The sequence below is a fragment of the Ruegeria sp. ABF4_144 genome (assembly GCF_056160045.1).
This window is the reverse complement of the sequence record NZ_JBSWWK010000002.1, coordinates 357,722-375,982: the sequence shown is the minus strand read 5'-3', so window position 1 is coordinate 375,982 and position 18,261 is coordinate 357,722. Positions and strand designations below refer to the sequence as shown.

Below are 18,261 nucleotides of genomic sequence, written 5' to 3'. Positions count from 1 at the left end.
CATGTCTTTGCAAAGCCGGTTCAGCCTCGACGGGAAGAAAGCGCTGATTACTGGCGCGTCTTCAGGGATTGGAACAGCGATTGCCGAGGTTTTCGCCGAGGCCGGCGCGGATATCGCAGCGCATGGACGCGATTCAGTTCGCCTGGCCGCTTTGGGTGCGCGTGTCGAAGCGTTCGGACGACAATACCGGGCTGTTACCGGCGATCTGGCGGATGCGGAAGAAACGGTTTCAGTGGCAGCCGCTGCGATCGATGCGTTTGGGCAGATCGACATTCTGGTGAACTCTGCTGGAATTGCCCTGACCGGCCCGGTGGTGGATTACGATCTGAAAGATTGGCAGCGGACGATGGCGGTAAACCTGACCGCGCCGTTCATCCTGTCCCGCGCTGTCCTGCCGGGCATGATGGAGCGAAGACAGGGTAAGATTATCAATATCTCATCCCAAACAGGTGTTATTGCTCTGGCCGATCACGCGGCTTATGCCACCTCCAAAGGCGGTTTGAACGCCCTGACAAAGTCGCTGATGACCGAGGCCGCGCCCTTTAACGTGCAGGTCAATGCCATCTGCCCCACTGTGGTGCTGACGGACATGGGCAAAGAGCTTTGGTCCGCCCCAGACAAGAAAGACCCGTTCATCGCACGCACGCCCTTGGGGCGGTTTGGTGAGCCGGTCGAGGTCGCCGATATGGCTTTGTATCTGGCCTCACCTGCGTCCGATCTGGTGAACGGGTCCATCATGATGATCGAAGGGGGGTATTCCAGCATATGAAGGGATTTGGCGTTCATACCAGCATGTGGACCATGTCCTGGGATGCGGAAGGTGCGGCACGGGCCATCGCGGCAGCAAACGGCTGTGGGATGGATTTCATCGAGATAGCACTACTTGATCCGGCCTCGACAGACGCGGCTCTTGGGCGGCGATTACTTCGCGACGCCCAACTGCCCGCCGTGTGTTCACTGGGCTTGCCGGAACCGGTCTGGGCGTCAAGGAACCCCGAAGGCGCGGTCGAGTTTCTGACGCTTGCGATTGAGAAGGCGGCCGGTCTGGGGGCCGAGGCCCTGACCGGGGTGACGTATGGAGGCATTGGTGAACGCAGCGGCCTGCCGCCCACCAAGGCCGAGCTGGACAACGTGGCCCGCGCTCTTGAAGCGGCGGCGCGTGTTGCGCGCGCGGCGGGTCTGAGCTTTGGCATCGAACCGGTTAACCGCTATGAGACGCATTTGATCAACACGGCCGCGCAGGGCGTTGCGATGATCGAACGGATCGGGGCGGAAAACATGTTTTTGCATCTCGACACCTATCACATGAATATCGAGGAAAAAGGCGCGGGCAATGGCATCCTGCAGGGTCGTGATCACCTGCGATACATCCATCTGTCGGAATCTGACCGGGGCGCTCCGGGGGCGGGAACTTGCGACTGGGATGAGATTTTCGCCACCCTCGCAGCGATTGGGTTTGACGGTGGTCTGGCAATGGAAAGCTTCATCAACATGCCACCTGAGATCGCACATGGCCTGTCCGTCTGGCGTCCTGTTGCTGACAGCTCGGATGAGGTCATCGGTCAGGGCCTGCCATTTCTGCGAGGGAAAGCGGCACAATACGGTCTAGTCGAAGGGAGACGGTACAGTGGCTGATCTAACGGGCAAAGTGGTGGCCATCACGGGCGCTGCATCGGGCATAGGGCTAGCGTGCGCCGAAGAGTGCGTAGTTGCCGGTGCCAGAGTGGCTCTGGTCGACCGGGACGAGGCCGCATTGGCCTCGGTTTGCGCCAATCTGGGTGAGGCTGCGGTTCCGGTTGTAACCGACCTGCTGGACCCCGAGAGTGTCTCTCGGATGTTGCCCCAAATTATCGAGAAAACTGGCCGTCTGGATGCTTTCCACGCCAATGCCGGAGCCTATATCGGAGGCGACGTTCTGGAAGGGGACCCGGACGCCTGGGATCGAGTACTGAACCTCAATATCAACGCTGCCTTCCGGTCTGTCCAGGCAGTTCTGCCGCATCTTACGAAGCAGGGATCGGGAGATGTGATCCTCACCAGTTCTATCGCGGGCGTCATTCCTGTTGTGTGGGAGCCGATCTACACCGCTTCAAAGCACGCGGTGCAGGCCTTTACCCATTCCGTGCGGCGACAGATGTCCAAACATGGTGTAAGGGTCGGCGCCGTGTTGCCCGGCCCTGTGGTTACCGCCCTGTTGGATGACTGGCCAAAAGCAAAGATGGAACAGGCCCTTGCCGAAGGGAGCCTGATGCAACCCAAAGAGGTCGCGGATTGTGTCGTCTTCATGCTGACCCGACCTGCGAATGTCACCATCCGCGATCTTGTCATCCTACCAAACGCGGTGGACCTATGAGCTGTTTCGTCGGTGTGGATGTTGGAACCGGCAGCGCGCGTGCCGGCGTGTTTGATAAGGCCGGCACTTTGCTGGCGAGTCGAAAGCAGGACATTCAGATGTGGCGCGACGCCGGGGATGTTGCCGAGCAATCCTCGGACGATATCTGGCAGGCCGTCTGCGCCTGCGTGCGCAGTGCGGTTGCGGATGCCGGCATTGGTGCCGAAGACGTCATTGGGATCGGGTTTGACGCCGCCTGTTCGATGGTGGTGCTGGACAGTGAAATGCGCCCGCTCAGCATCAGCGCATCCGGTGAGGCCGCGCGCAATGTGATCGTCTGGATGGATCATCGCGCTAAAGACCAGGCTGAACGCATTAACGCGATGGGGCACGCCGTTCTGGACTATGTGGGCGGCCGGATTTCGCCCGAGATGCAGACGCCCAAGCTGTTGTGGATTAAAGAGAATATGCCAGAAGCGTTCCGCTCTGCCGGTCAGTTCTTTGATCTGCCGGATTATCTGACATGGGCGGCGACCGGATCACTAGAGCGCTCTGCCTGTACCGTGACTTGCAAATGGACCTACCTTGCCCATGAAGGCCGCTGGGATGAGAGCTATTTTCAGCAGATCGGCCTGCCTGAACTACCTTCCGAAGGGTTTGCCCGGATCGGTCAGCAGATTGTGGCCCCCGGAACGGCGCTGGCGCAGGGACTGACGGCTAAGGCCGCAAAATGCATGGGTCTGAATGCGGGTACTCCGGTCGGGGCCGGGCTGATTGACGCCCATGCAGGTGGCATCGGCACGGTGGGCGCTGACCCCGACGCGGGGCCCGAGGCGACGATGGCGTATGTATTCGGAACCTCGGCTTGCACTATGTCCACGTCGACCAGCGCACATAAGGTTCCGGGCGTGTGGGGGCCGTACTACTCGGCCATGGTGCCAGGCATGTGGTTGTCCGAAGGCGGCCAGTCCGCAGCGGGTGAGGCCATCGCTCATCTCATTTCAACCCATCCAGCAAGTGTTGATGCCTCGGCGCAGGCGCAGGACGAGGGGATGTCGCTGCAGACTTATCTGCTGCGCGAGGTCGAGCGGCGCGTGCCCGACCCCAGTGATGCGGTTAGACTTGCTGGTGCCCGTGTGATCGTGCCGGACTTCCTCGGTAACCGGGCGCCCTATGCTGATCCAGAAGCAACAGGCATTGTTGTGGGCCTTACATTGGCGACGGATCTTTCGGACCTGGTTGCCACTTATGTCGCAGCGGTTCTTGGGGTGGGGTACGGCCTGCGTCAGATCATGGAGGTACAGGCGGCGCACGGCGTCTGTCCGAAATCTGTTGCTATAAGTGGCGGGGCTGGCGAAAGCACGACGATCAAACAGCTTCTCGCTGACGCAAGTGGGTTCCCTGTTCTCTCAACATGTTCGCCAGAGCCGGTCTTGCTGGGGGCAGCGATGCTGGGCGCAGTCGCAAGTAAGTCGGTGGACTCCTTGGCGAGCGCAATGGGCGCGATGTCTTCAGTGCAAATGCGTATTTTCCCGAAGTCCGGCGTTATCGCAGAGTTTCACAATGCCCGTTACGACGCGTTTACCGCGCATCAGAAGATAGAACGCCATACGCGGGCTGCACTTGCAGTTCTTTAGCAAACGTCTCGAATTGATTTTCAAGGTGTAGATACCCCGCTGGCGGCAGGTGCCATTCTCAGATTGCGACACAACTTTAGCGAGCAATTAAAAGCGTGAGCTGGGTGTGAAATATCAGCTTGAGACTAATGCTGCATCTGAAATGTTGCATTTCAGCAATAATGGTTACGAAACTGTTAACGGGAGAAAATATAGAAACTAATCTCCTTAAGCTTGCGCATAGTCTGTCCGAAATGGTGATGGGGTTACGTCGAATTGCAAGGTGCTGCATTTCGAAATCGTATCCTGCTGACAAGTGTTTTGACCGGATAGGTTGCGGGGTTAAAGGGTGACAATGAAATCAAATCTGCTGTTGGCGGTCTCGTTTTATGTTTTGATTTCAACACCGTTGCTGGCCGCGCCCACATCCGCCTCGAAAGTCGGTGACACCGTTACAAACCCTGTAACCGGTCTGGATACAACCGTCAGTGCGCTTATTGTGGACCCGGCCTCGACCCCAACAGCAGGAACAACGGCTTTTGTCGAAACCGCCGATGGCTATGTTTTTCTGGTCAAGGATGCGGGCGATATTATCTACAATACAGACAATCCCCCACTGGCCTTTAATATCGTTTCCATAACGGGAACGACAGCTCAAATCAGCAATTCCGGGGCGACTGGCACGGCCAGTTTGTCCACGCAACTGACCCTTTCCCAGTACAACAGCAACTTCAACAGTTCGGGTACTCCGGGTACAGTAACCCCGCCCGATGATGTCTCGGGACCCAATGGTGTGAACCAGGTGGTTTACGGGCAGAACGGCAGCAACGGTCGTGATGGCGCGCTGGTTGTACCGCCAAGCTCAGGTGGGAACGGGTCCAACGGTCCAACTCAGACAAAAACCCTGACAAGCGACGTCAATGCCACCAGCAATATTGGCTGGCAAGTCGGCAGCGTAGGTGGAAATGGCGGCAGTGGCGGGGACTCGTACCTGAGTTTCTGGGACGGGCGCGATGGCGGAGATGGTGGCAAGGGCGGCACAGTTAATGCGACGCAGGCTACTAGCAGCACGATCCAAACATCGGGCGACAATAATGACGGTATCTTCGCATTCAGCCGCAGCGGTAAGGCGGGGAACGGGGGCAGCGGCTTTGCGGCACCGGGCGGCGGAACCGGCGGGCATTCTGCTGACGGCGGCAACGTAACCGTCACCCAACGGGGTGAGATTTCTACATCGGGTGACTCGGCAGATGGCATCTATGCCCTGAGTGTATCGAACAATGGGGGCAATGGCGGATCCCAATGGGGGTTGGTGGGATCCTCTGGCGATGGCGGTTTCGGCGGCAGCGGCGGAACAGTGACAGTCAACACGACGTCAACCGGCAGCATCCTGACAACCGGCGATTTTGCGAACGGAATTTATGCCCAGTCCATCGGAGGCTCGGGCGGGTCAGCGGGCACCAGCGGCAACCTGCTGGTGTCGTTGATCGGTGGCGCAGATAACGGCGGCAATGGCGGGCAGGTCACCGTTTCGCACGGCGGAGCAATTGAAACACAGGGCAACTTCTCGCGCGGGATTGTAGCCCAGTCCGTCGGCGGCGGCGGTGGTTCCGGTGGTACTGCGGGCGGTTTGGTCTCTTTGTCATTGGGCGGTGTCGGTTCGAACGGTGGCAGTGGTGATGATGTCAGCGTCACGGTGCAAGGCAGCGGCAGTATCCTGACCTCCGGCACAGGCGCGGATGGTGTCATGGCCCAATCCATTGGCGGCAGTGGCGGAACGGGTGCAAACTCCTTCGGTCTGGTTGCCGTTGGCGGCACCGGGTCCAAAGGCGGCACAGGTGCAGCAGTTAGCGTCAGCAACTATGGGCGCATCGTAACCGGCGGAGAGGGCGCCCGCGGTGTCATCGCGCAGTCCATCGGCGGCGGCGGCGGTGATGGCGGCTCTTCAGGCGGGATGGTGTCTGTCGGAGGCAAAGGCAGTGGTGGCGGCAGCGGTTCGACCGTGACCATAGTGAATGATGGGATCATCACCACATCCGGAGATGATGCGATGGGCATCCTAGCCCAATCCATTGGCGGCGGTGGCGGCAATGGTGGCTCGTCCGGATCGGTCGGAGCCTTTGTAGGAGTGGCCATCGGCGGTGATGGCGGCGCTGGCGGAGCGGGTGGCAATGTCAACGTGACGCTTTCGAACACAGACAGCAGCCAGCCTTCGGCAATTCAGACTTCGGGAGACCGGTCGACCGGTGTATTCGCGCAGTCCGTTGGCGGCGGTGGCGGCAACGGCGGCGGCGCGGTTTCGGTCGCGGTCGGAGCCTTTGGTGCGGCGTCGGTATCCGTTGGCGGCAAGGCAGGCAGTGGCGGCAACGGTGGGGCGGTCACGCTCAGCGGCAGTGGTTCAGCCTCGGTTCAAACAGGTGGAGACGATGCGATTGGCGTTATGCTTCAATCTGTTGGCGGTGGCGGCGGCAACGGTGGGTATGCCGTGTCGGTGGCCGCGTCAGGTGGCCCGGTGTCCGGTTCGCTGGCCGTGGGCGTTGGTGGTAGCGGCAGCTCGGGCGGCACTGGTGGGCCGGTCACGGTCGGCCAATTCAACAGCAGCGGTGTAGCAACTGCCGCGGGTTTCGAGGGCACGGTCGTGACAACTGGCAACCGCTCGACCGGTATGTTGTTCCAGTCCGTTGGTGGCGGAGGTGGTAATGGCGGTCTGGCCGTGGCTGCGACCGGTGGTGCCTCGGCGCTGTTTTCCGGCAATGTCTCAGTGGGAATTGGAGGGCAGGCGGGCAGTGCCGGTAACGGCGGTCTGGTGCGGGTCTATACCAAAGCGGATGTCACCACGACGGGAACAAGCTCCAGCGCGATTATCGCACAATCGGTTGGCGGCGGCGGTGGCAATGGCGGCGGCAGCATCGCCGCCGGGATCAGCGCAAGCGGCGGGGCCGCGGTCGGTATCAATGTCAGCGTCGGCGGAGATGGCGGCGGTGCCGGAACCGGCGGCAATGTCACTCTGATTGCAGGTGGTAACACCATTCAAACGAGTGGCGCGTTTTCCAGCGGGGTCGTGGCGCAATCCGTCGGTGGCGGCGGTGGCAACGGTGGATATGCCGTTGGCGCCAGCGCAGATATAGGCGGTGCCGCGGCCGGATCGGTCAGCGTCGGCCTTGGCGGCAAGGCTGGCGGCGGCGGTGCAGGCGGGACCGTTACGGCGCAAGTCGATGCGGATGTCACGACGCGCGGGGACGATTCTGGTGCAGTCGTCGTGCAGTCTATTGGCGGCGGCGGCGGCAATGGCGGCTTTAGTGTCGCCGCTGGCCTGGCAGCCGGAGGTGCAGGGGCCGGGACAGTTGATGTTGGCCTTGGCGGAGATGGCGGCAGTGGCGGTATTGGTGGCACTGTAACCGGCGTTCGGGTTAATGGCGATGTCCGGACCGAGGGCGCGCGGTCGACGGGCGTCGTGGTTCAATCCATCGGTGGTGGAGGCGGCAATGGTGGCTTCAATGTCACCGCAGGTGTCGCTGCTGCGGGTGCCGGTGCAGGTTCGATCGGCGTTGGCCTTGGGGGCGATGGTGCCACTGGCGGCGACGGTGGCGTCGTCGAGGGTCAGGTTGCGGGCAATGTCACAACGCTGTCCGACGGTTCCAGCGGCGTGGTGTTTCAGTCCATCGGTGGCGGCGGTGGTAACGGCGGCTTTAATGTCACGGCGGGGATTGCTGGGGCCGGTGCGGGCGGCGGAGCAGTCACGGTCGGTCTCGGCGGCGGCGGCTCGGGCGGTGGTATCGGCAAGTCCGTAACCGGACGTGTCACAGGAGCCGTCCGCACGGGCGGCGCGGATGCGACCGCCGTTCTGGCACAATCGGTTGGCGGCGGCGGTGGCAATGGCGGCTTTAACGTCAGCGCTTCGGTTGCGGGCGCGGGTGTTGCCAGTGGCGCGGTATCGGTCGGTCTTGGCGGCGACGGTGGTACCGGCGCGACGGGCGGAACAGTCAATCTGACGACAACGAATTCAATTGTGACGGCTGGGGATCGTTCCTCGGGCGTGGTCGCCCAATCCATCGGTGGCGGTGGTGGCAACGGCGGCTTCAACGTTTCAGGCACTGGGGCAGGCGCAGGCACGGCCAGCGGCGCAGTTAGCGTTGGGCTGGGAGGCACCGGTTCAGGGGGCGGCAATGGCGGCGAGGTCACACTGACCTCGAATGGAACGATCCTGACTCAGGGCGACTCGGCCACTGCCTTCCTGGCGCAATCCATTGGTGGCGGCGGCGGCAACGGCGGCTTCAACGTCAGCGCATCGGTTCAGGGATCGGGTACGGCCGGGGGTGGCGTTTCGGTTGGCCTTGGTGGCAACGGAGGCGGCGGTGGCAACGGCAACACCGTCATCGCTACATCAAATAACGCGGTTGAAACCCGCGGCGACAGCTCCTCAGGCGTTGTGGCGCAGTCCATCGGTGGCGGCGGCGGCAACGGTGGTTTCAACGTGGCCCCGGTTCTGTCAGGTGCGGGTACGGCCAGCGGCGCCGTCAGCGTCGGGCTTGGCGGTTCGGGAGACACCGGCGGCAATGGCGGTAACGTCACGCTGACCTCGAACGGAACCATCCTGACCGATGGTTTCGCCTCAAGCGGCTTTGTTGCGCAGTCCCTCGGCGGCGGCGGTGGTAATGGAGGCTTCAACGTCTCGCCGACCGTGTCAGGCGCAGGAACCGGCGCGGGCGCAGTCTCGGTCGGGCTGGGCGGTTCAGGCGATAGCGGCGGCAATGGCAGTCTGGTCACCGCCAGCACCACGGCAAACGTGGTGACCAAGGGCGATGCCTCGGTTGGCATTCTGGCGCAATCCGTTGGTGGCGGCGGCGGTAACGGTGGGTTCAACGTCTCGCCATCGCTTGCGGCGGCTGGAACAGGCTCGGGCGCGATCACAGTGGGCCTCGGCGGGTCCGGTGGCAGTGGCGGCACAGGCGGTGTCGTTGATCTGACCGTCGCCAATAGTGTGAGGACAGAAGGCGTGCAATCCAGCGCGGTCGTTGCACAATCCATTGGTGGTGGTGGCGGCAATGGTGGCTTCAACGTTTCAGCATCGGTAGGCGGTGCGGGCACAGGCTCGGGTGCGGCAGCTGTTGGGCTGGGCGGTCGTGGAACCGGTGGCGGCAGCGCGTCGGCAGTTACTGCGGATGTCACTGGCGACCTTGTGACGCTGGACGACACCTCAACCGGTCTGCTGGCGCAGTCTGTCGGTGGCGGCGGTGGTAACGGTGGCATGAATATCTCGGTCGCGGTTGCCGCGGCGGGCACCGGCGCGGGTGGCGCGTCGGTTGGTTTGGGCGGCGCATCCGGCACTGGTGGCAATGGCGGGGTAGTTGAAGCCACGCTGGATGGTAATGTATCGACCCAAGGCAACGAGTCCGGCGGTGTTGTCGTGCAGAGCCTCGGCGGCGGCGGTGGCAATGGTGGCATGAATGTTTCAGCCACGGTGACGGTTGCCGGCAAAGGCAGCGGTGGAGCGTCCGTCGGGCTAGGTGGCAGCGGCGGCAACGGTGGTAACGCGAACACGGCGACCGGCACGGTTGTGGGCAATGTCACCACGGCGGGCGACAACTCGGGCGGTATTCTGGTGCAATCCGCTGCGGGCGGCGGCGGCAACGGAGGGCTGAATGTTTCGGCCGCCGTGAACATTTCGGGCACCGGTGGCGGCGCAATTGGCGTTGGCATTGGCGGGTCCGGTGGGGATGGTGGCAGCGCAAGCACCGCCACGGGGTCTGTGACCGGTGACGTTACCACAAGCGGCAACAATTCAACTGGTGTTCTGGTTCAATCCGTCGGCGGTGGCGGTGGCAATGGTGGCGTCAATATCTCGGGCGCGCTGAGCATTGCGCGTACCGGGTCCGGCGCGGCGGGCATCGGTGTCGGTGGCTTTGGCGGCGATGGCGGCACCAGTGGCGTGGTCGACAATACTTTTGACGGCAATGTCAGCACATCGGGCTCGCGCTCGGCGGGGATCATCGCGCAAAGCCTGGGTGGCGGCGGCGGTAATGGCGCCACGAATATCTCTGGTGCGATTTCGGTGGCCAGCAACTATTCGGGTGGTCTTGGTATTGGTGTTGGTGGTTTTGGTGGCGACGGCGGCGCGGCAAACAACGTCACGCAGCAGGTGACGGGCAACGTTACGACGACGGGCGATGACTCGGTTGGGATTCTGACACAAAGCCTTGGCGGCGGCGGCGGCAACGGCGGCACGAACATTTCGGCAGCTCTGTCTCTGTCCCGGTCGGCCAACGCGGCAGTGGCAATCGGCGTTGGCGGTTTCGGCGGCGGCGGTGCAGATGCCGGTGCGCTGGTCCAATCGACTGTCACGGGCGGTGTATCCACCAGTGGCAGTAACAGTACAGCCATTTTGACGCAGAGCCTTGGCGGTGGGGGCGGAAACGGCGGGACCAATATCTCGGCCTCGCTTGGCATCAGCCAGCAAAACGGTGGATCGGTCAGCCTGGGTGTTGGCGGTTTCGGCGGCGGCGCGGGCAATGCGGGTGATGTGATCAGCACGTTGCGGTCTGCGACGGACGGCAGCGGCACGAGTTCCGTTGTTACAACGGGCACGGACAGCATCGGTGTCATGGCGCAATCCGTCGGCGGTGGAGGCGGTAATGGTGGCCTGAATGTCTCAGGCGCGGTAAACCTGACAGGTAAGTCCGGCGCGGCGGTTGCCTTGGGCCTTGGTGGCTTTGGCGGCGGCGGCGGTGACGCCGGAGCGGTGACACTGGATGTGCAAAGCGACGTTGTGACAGCGGGTGACGGCTCACACGGCCTGTTCGCGCAGAGCCTTGGCGGCGGCGGTGGCACCGGTGGCGTTAATATCTCGGGCTCTCTGGCACTGACCAAACCCTCGGGGTCGGATACGATTTTCTCAGTTGCGGCGGGTGTTGGCGGCTTTGGCGGATCGGGCGGTGACGCCAGCGATGTTGATCTGGACTACACCGGCGCTCTGCAGGCGGTGCCGATGGTGCAGCAATCCGACGGCTCGTTCGCCGTGGATGAAAGCAAAGGCGCCAGCGGTATTATCGCGCAATCGCTGGGTGGTGGCGGCGGCAATGGCGGCACCAATGTGTCCGGCGGTATCGCAATCAGCGGTAAGCCCGGCGCGGGTCAGACAGACAGCAGCAAGTCTTATGCCGTTGTCGTCGGTGTCGGTGGCTTTGGCGGCGGCGGCGGTGACGCTGGCAATGTCGATGTGAACATTGGCGCAGGCAGCACGATCATGGCGCATGGCACCGGGCAATCCGGCCTGCTGGCGCAATCGCTTGGCGGCGGTGGCGGCAATGGCGGCCTGAACGTATCCGGCGGGATCGTGTCCGACAGCTCTCTGATCGTTGGCGTCGGTGGTTTTGCGGGCGACGGTGGCAGGGCTGGCAACGTCACGGTCACATCGCAGGCGGATATCACTGTCACGACAAACCCGGACGATATCTCGATCCCCAACACCACCACGTTCGAGGACAAGCTGCGCGACTTCCTGGGTGACACGATTGTGGATGAGACCGAGGAACTGGCCTCGACTTTCGGGTTGGAGCGTCTGTTCATCGACATGGGCGTCTTCAACGAAGAGAAACCGGACACCGATGGTTCGGCTGGTCTTATGGCGCAGTCCATCGGCGGTGGCGGCGGCAATGGCGGCCTGAATGTTTCGGGTGGTATTGCGCTGAGCAAAGACGGCAAGATTCCGTCCGTGACCTTCGGAGTCGGCGGCTTTGGTGGCGACGGCAATGTCTCGGGCAATGTGGCTGTGGATCACGCTGGCACTGTTTCGGTCGCCGGCAACTGGAAGCATGGCGTTCTGGCCCAATCCATCGCGGGTGGCGGCGGCAATGGCGCGCTGAACGTGACCGGGCAGCTGAACTATGGCGATTCCAACAATTCTGACGGCAAGACTGATCTGAGCATCGTCGGTGGTCTGGGTGGCCATGGCGGCACCGGGGCGGATGCGGGCAATGTATCGGTTGTGCAAACCGGCACTATTTCGACCAATGGCTATCACGCGCGCGGTATCTTTGCCCAAAGCATCGGCGGTGGTGGCGGCACGGGCGGGATCAATGCGACCTTTGTCGGAACCAAGGACAGCTCGCCCATTGCCATGGGTATCGGCGGATTTGGCGGCGTTGGCGGCGATGCAGGCGATGTGACCGTCGCGCGCGGCACAGCCGCGCTGGCGGCGGGGACCATCACGACGGATGGTGTCGGCTCGCACGGAATCGAGGCGTCCAGCATTGGTGGCGGTGGCGGTGACGCCGGGATCAACGCTGTGGTGGGTATCAGCAAAACCACCGGCAACAAAAGCAATGGCGGCACCGGTGATTCAACCGATCGTAAAACGCCAACCAATACGGGTGTCGATGACTCGGTCATCGCCAATTACAACAAGGTGCTGGACGAGTTGGAAGGCAAAACCAACCCGGCGGACTCTTCGGGCAACAAAACCGGCGTGTCAGCTGTGGTTGCAATTGGTGGTGATGCCGGGACCGCTGGGGACGGCGGCACCGTGGATATCGACCACTACGGCGATATCATCACGCTGCAGGACAGCAGCCACGGTGTCTTTGGCCAATCCATCGGCGGCGGTGGCGGCAACGCCGCCTTGAACCTTGGCATGACCTACGAATTGGCCTCGGATGCAACGAACAAAGGCTTTGGCATTGCAGTTGGCGGTGGCGTCGGAGAAGGCGGAACCGGTGGTGAGGTCAATGTAAGTAACACGGGCAACATCTCGACCTCTGGTGCGGACTCTCATGGTCTTTTTGCCCAGTCTGTTGGCGGCGGTGGCGGTAACGCCGGGTACAACTCTGCGTCGACAGCGGTGGATGGTGGCAATGTGAACATCCAGATCGGTCGCACTGGTGGTACAGGCGGCAGCGGCGGTGATGTCACAGCTAGTTCGAATGGAATTATCACCACGTCGGGCAACCGTTCTTACGGGTTCTTCGCTCAGTCGATCGGAAACGGGGGCGGTAACTCATCGTCGGTTTCCGTCAGTGTTGGTACACCTAAAACCGGCGATAGCAAGGGTAACAAGGCCAGTCTTTCGGTTGGTTTGGAGGGCGGTACCGGAGGCGCGGCTGGTGACGTGACATCCGTTATCGCAGGGACCGTAGTTACACAGGGCGACGATGCCCACGCGGTGTTCGCGCAATCCGTTGGCGGCGGCGGCGGCAATGGCGGCAAAGCCAGCAACTCAGCTGGCGGCGGGATTTCGGCAGCGCTGTCCATTGGCGGTACTGGTGGTACTGGCGGCGTGGGCGGCAAAGTTGATGTGAATAGCACTGCACAGATTGCTACGCTCGGGGATCGATCGGTTGGCATCATGGCACAATCCATTGGCGGCGCGGGCGGTACTGGCGGCATGGTGCAGGCAGGGCAATCCAACACCGACACCATCAAATCTGTCGTCAATCCATCCACTGTTGGCACCGCTGCATCGATCAACATCGGTGGAACCGGCGGAGACGGCATGACGTCTGACACGGTGACTGTGGTTAGCGATGGTTCGATCAGCACAGCCGGCATGATGGCACATGCGATCTTTGCACAATCTGTCGGCGGCGGCGGTGGCATGGGCGGTTTGGTAGAAAACCGCATCATCAACCTACGCAAAGAAATTGGTAACACGGCGACCTTGTCCATTGGCGGTACCGGTGGTTCCGGGGCGATCTCGGCTGCGGTCTCCGTGACGAACCGCGATGTGATTCAGACCACTGGCGATAAGTCCGTTGGTATTTACGCACAATCTGTTGGTGGCGGCGGTGGCGATGCGCAGCAAGTGCGTAATATCGTCCTTGGCCGGTCTTCGGACGGCTCGACCACAAACGCCATTCTGATCGGCGGCACCGGCGGCACCGGCGGGGCCGGCAGTACCGTGTCTGTTCTCAACGAAACTGACGGCACGATCCTGACCACCGGCGCTGAAAGCCACGGCATCTTTGCGCAATCCGTCGGAGGTGGCGGCGGCAATGGCGGCTCGACGATTTCCGTTGATGGACGCTATGGCGGAGCCGAGGCCAGCACACGGCGGGCACTGCAATTCGGTCTGGGTGGCTCGGGCGGTACCGGAGGAACTGGTGGCAACGTGGCGGTGACCAATGCCGGGACCATCGTGACCACTGGCGCCGGTGCCCACGGTATCTTTGCGCAATCCATTGGTGGCGGCGGCGGCAACGGCGGCAGCTCGATCACGGGTACGGTGCGGCTCAAGACCGGAGACAACAGTTCTCCGACCGCGCAGTTGAACATCGGGGGCTCGGGCGGCAGTGGAAATGTTGCGGGCAATGTGGTGGTTACCAACAGCGGCGACATCCGGGTGGATGGTGCAGGGGCCTATGGCATTTACGCGCAATCCGTCGGTGGTGGCGGTGGTAACGGCGGTCTGGCCGTTGCCATGGATGTGAATGACCTCAAGAACACAATGACCGGCAAATCCTATTCCAAGATCGCCATCGGCGGGTCCGGAGGGGACGGCGCGGATGGTGGCGACGTTACGGTCAACCACACCGGTGCGATTGTGGTGAATGCCTCAAACGGGTTTGGTATCTTCGCCCAGTCCGTTGGAGGCGGCGGCGGCAATGCCGGGTATTCGGTGTCCTCTCCGCTGGTTTCTGCACTGGATTACACGATTTCGCAGGCGCTTGGTGCGCGCGAAGGGTCGACTGGATCCGTGGGTACTGTGACGGTCAATTCGACCGGGGACATTCTGGTTAACGGCGAAGGTAGCCAAGCTGTCTTCGCCCAGTCCGTCAACGGCGGCGGTGGTAATATCAATACCTCTGTCGACTTCACCACCACGGCCAGTGGCGCGACTGGGACTGTCGTCAGTAGCGATATCGCCCTGGGCGGAGATGACGTCTCGGGAACGGCGGGCAGTCAGGTTGCGCAATCGCACACCGGCAATATCGCCACGACCAGCGACAAATCGACGGCGTTGTTGCTGCAGAGTGTTGGAGGCGGCGGCGGGACCTCGGCGACCAACATTGAGGTGCAGGACGGCGACGGCGTAGATATCACCGCACGTCTGGGCGCGATTGACACCGACGACGCTGGCGGCGGTGACGTGAACGGCAGCCGCACCGGGGATGTAGGCACAGATGGTGCGTTCTCTTCCGCGGGCTCGGCGCAATCCATCGGCGGCGGCGGTGGTAAGCTGGTGCTGAACAGCTCTGGCACGGTCAACACGAACAAGGTCGCGTCGGTGATCCTTGGATCGGATCCAAGCTTTGATAATGATGCCGGTGACGTGACCCTGTCGCTGGACGGTGATGTGTTCACTAGCGGTGACCGGTCCTTTGGTCAGAGCATCCAGAGTATAGGCGCGGGTGGTGGCGAGGTCGTCATCTCGGGACTGGGACAGGCTGACGTTATGCTAGGCGCGCAGGACGGCTCGACCGGTGACGGTGGTGATGTCGATTTCGCCAATATCGGTGATATGACAACAAGCGGCGCGGGATCGCATGGTTTCGTCATTCAAAGCATCGGCGGAGGCGGCGGTCTTGTTTCGACCGATATGGAGGCCAGCCGCATCACTGTAGATCTGTCAGCCGACAATGGCGGCGACGGTGGTGATATCGGCTTTGCCCAGACCGGCAACATCGTCACGACTGGGGAAAACGCAATTGGCGTTGTGGCGCAGTCGTTGGGCGGCGGTGGCGGCATGGTGGACTCGGTCTTCCGCGGAACAGCGGGTGGTGCGGGATCAGGCGGTGCCATCGACATGGCGCTCGCCGGCAATATCCTGTCGGTCGGCGAGGGGGGCATCGGCGTACTGGCGCAATCCGAAGGGCGCGATGGGGCAGGCGCCATCACGCTAGGCCTCGATGGTGTCGTCATGGGCGGTACGGGGCAAGCGGACTCTGTTGCCTCAATTATTGTGGAGGGCGGGACGAACAACGCACTGACTCTGTCCGAGAACACGGTACTGCTTGCCGGGAATAACCAGCTGGTGAATGGCAGCGACGGTAATGACCAGATATCGCTTGCCGGTGCAGCGCTTGGCAACATCAACCTGGGCGCGGGCACCAACGGGCTGACGGTCGAGGAAGGCGGCGCCTTCTATGCACTGGATACGATTGATCTGGGCGCAGCCGGAATGATGCAGGTAAACGGTGACTTTGTTCTGGGCGCGAACTGGGGTCTGAACACTGAGTTTATGACAGACGTTCAGGCAAGTGACTTTGTCTTTACCGGCAATGTCAGCCAGACCACGAGCCTGACCGGCAGCCTGGCCTTTGGCTCCACGGCAAGTTCGGTCTTTGACGTGTATTTCCTGACCTCGGGGGCTTCGGGCGGTGACAGCGATCTGATCAATGTCTCCGGCGATGCCACTATGGGGGGCACTTTGCTGCCGCAATTGAACACGCTGGAGCGGGCCTTGCCATTGGTCATCGTCAACCCGGATGGCACGGCGGCGGACGCGGGCACGGCAATTCAAGACACCGTGGTGCTGGATTACTCGATTGGTCTGAACGGTTCGACCTCGGATGGCAGCTCGATCGATCTGGTGATCACGCCGGATTACTCGACCGCCAACATGAACGCGAACCAGGCGGCTGTCGGCGATTACATCAACCAGGTGCTGAGTGGGCAGGGTTCGGCCGCACAAGGTGAGTTGTTCGCTCTGATCGGGAATATGACGTCTGAGGCGGATGTCATAGCCGCGATCGACGGCCTTACCGTGGGGGACTACGCCTCGGATGCGGTGGATGCCTATTACGGAACCCGGGTGTTCGCGGACACTCTGCACAATTGCGAGCGCTTCACCGACTATCAAGCTGGCGACGATCCGCGCAACTGCGTCTGGTTCTCCGGAGGGCGGTCGTTCTATGACCGTGACCAGATTGGTATCTATGATGAGCTGGACATCAACAACACCAGCCTGTCCGCCGGAGTCCGTATGCCGGTTGGGGATGAGCTCTATGTTGGGGTTGCGGTGGGCCATGATCAGATCAGTCTGCGGAACGGATCGCAGTACAATGCGACCGGCGACCGGTTCAATCTGGGCGCATCGCTGACCAAGTACACGGGCGCGTGGGAGTTCGCGGCCATGTTGTCCGCCGGATGGTCTGATTATGACTCGCTCAGGGCCGGTGGGATCAGTGGCGTGCTGCCGAACGGAAACGTTGTGGACACGGTCGGCGTCAGCTCAATCAAGCATAAGATGAACCACCAGAACCTGCGCCTGAGCTTTGCCTATGATCACAGGTTCGCCGGTGGCGCTTCGTACCTGCGGCCCGAGATTGCAGTGGATGCAACCCGTCTGGCGACTGACAGCAACGGCGACGCAACCCTGTCGGGGATTGTCCTGCAGGATGACAGCGAGATGATCTATTCGCTGACGCCGTCGCTGGAGATCGGGACGGAACAGGTCCTGAGCGCATCGCAGAAACTGCGCGCAAGTCTGCGGGCTGGTGCCATCATCTCGTCGGATGACACCGTATCGGTCAGGGCCGGTTTCGCGGGGGCCAGCGCAGCCGATGGTGGGTTCTCGAACACCAGCTATATAGGCGATACACATGGTCTGGTCTCGGCCCGGCTGGGGCTGTTCGCACTGGACGACAGCAGCTTTATCAACCTGAGCATTGACCATATGTTCGGAGACTCGACCGAAGCACTTCAGGTCGGCCTTGGCCTCGGACTACAATTCTAATCAATGAGGAACAGCAGTATGAAAACTTGGATTTGCGCGTTGGGGGCCACGTTGGGGTTGGCATTTCCTCTTGCCGCACAAGAAAACAACGCGCCGTTGTGGTCGGTCAACTGCAGCAATCTGGTCAACGGTACCGAGCTGATCTGTGAAATGACCCAGAGCATCGTTTTGACCGAGAATAATCAGAGACTGACCTCTATTGCGTTCGTGAAGCCCGCAGGGAAAGATGAGACCGAAACCGTGCTGACCCTGCCGTTTGGTCTGCTGTTTTCCGAAGGGCTGACCGCCAAGGTCGATGGCGCTGAGGTTGCTCGTCTTGATTTTCTGACATGCGAAGCGCAAGGCTGCTTTGCTCGCTCTCCTGTTTCATCTGATTGGATGTCGGCGATGCGGGCCGGGGATCAGCTGACGATTGAAGGCAAAAACCGGGTCGGCGACCCGATATCTTTTGGCTTTGATCTGGCGGGATTCAGCAAGGTGTCCGATCTATTGCCGTGATACCAGTCACGTCATCTGGATTTGACCGTCGACCTTCACGACTGAAGGACGAGCGGTATCGTAAAGATGAAGACAGATCTTTCGTTTCTTCAAAATGCGGGCAGTATCCGAAGGATGTGACACTGTTCGCAGCGTTCTTCTGTGTT

6 protein-coding genes are annotated in these 18,261 nt (G+C 61.5%); all 6 read left to right on the top strand.

Annotation, left to right across the window (positions count from 1 at the left end; translation table 11 throughout):
* Position 1 precedes the first annotated feature (1 nt).
* The 6 genes from ACXAGD_RS19970 (at position 2) to ACXAGD_RS19945 (ending at position 18,115) form a co-directional block, all read left to right on the top strand.
* On the top strand, positions 2 to 769 hold the full coding sequence (locus tag ACXAGD_RS19970) for an SDR family NAD(P)-dependent oxidoreductase (protein WP_475213283.1): 768 nt from the start codon (positions 2 to 4) through the stop codon (positions 767 to 769).
* A 32-nt stretch (positions 770 to 801) separates the two neighbouring features.
* Positions 802 to 1,635, top strand: coding sequence for a TIM barrel protein (locus tag ACXAGD_RS19965; RefSeq protein ID WP_475213281.1), 834 nt, complete (start codon positions 802 to 804; stop codon positions 1,633 to 1,635).
* Positions 1,628 to 2,353, top strand: coding sequence for an SDR family oxidoreductase (locus ACXAGD_RS19960; RefSeq protein ID WP_475213279.1), 726 nt, complete (start codon positions 1,628 to 1,630; stop codon positions 2,351 to 2,353). Before ACXAGD_RS19965 ends, ACXAGD_RS19960 begins: the two co-directional genes overlap by 8 nt.
* Positions 2,350 to 3,969, top strand: a complete 1,620-nt coding sequence (locus ACXAGD_RS19955; protein ID WP_475213277.1) for an FGGY-family carbohydrate kinase — start codon at positions 2,350 to 2,352, stop codon at positions 3,967 to 3,969. Before ACXAGD_RS19960 ends, ACXAGD_RS19955 begins: the two co-directional genes overlap by 4 nt.
* 334 nt (positions 3,970 to 4,303) lie before the next feature.
* Complete coding sequence (locus tag ACXAGD_RS19950) at positions 4,304 to 17,617, top strand: hypothetical protein (RefSeq protein WP_475213275.1); 13,314 nt, start codon at positions 4,304 to 4,306, stop codon at positions 17,615 to 17,617.
* An 18-nt stretch (positions 17,618 to 17,635) separates the two neighbouring features.
* A complete protein-coding gene (locus ACXAGD_RS19945) occupies positions 17,636 to 18,115 on the top strand; it encodes an invasion associated locus B family protein (RefSeq protein WP_475213272.1) in 480 nt (159 codons plus the stop codon).
* Positions 18,116 to 18,261: the final 146 nt, after the last annotated feature.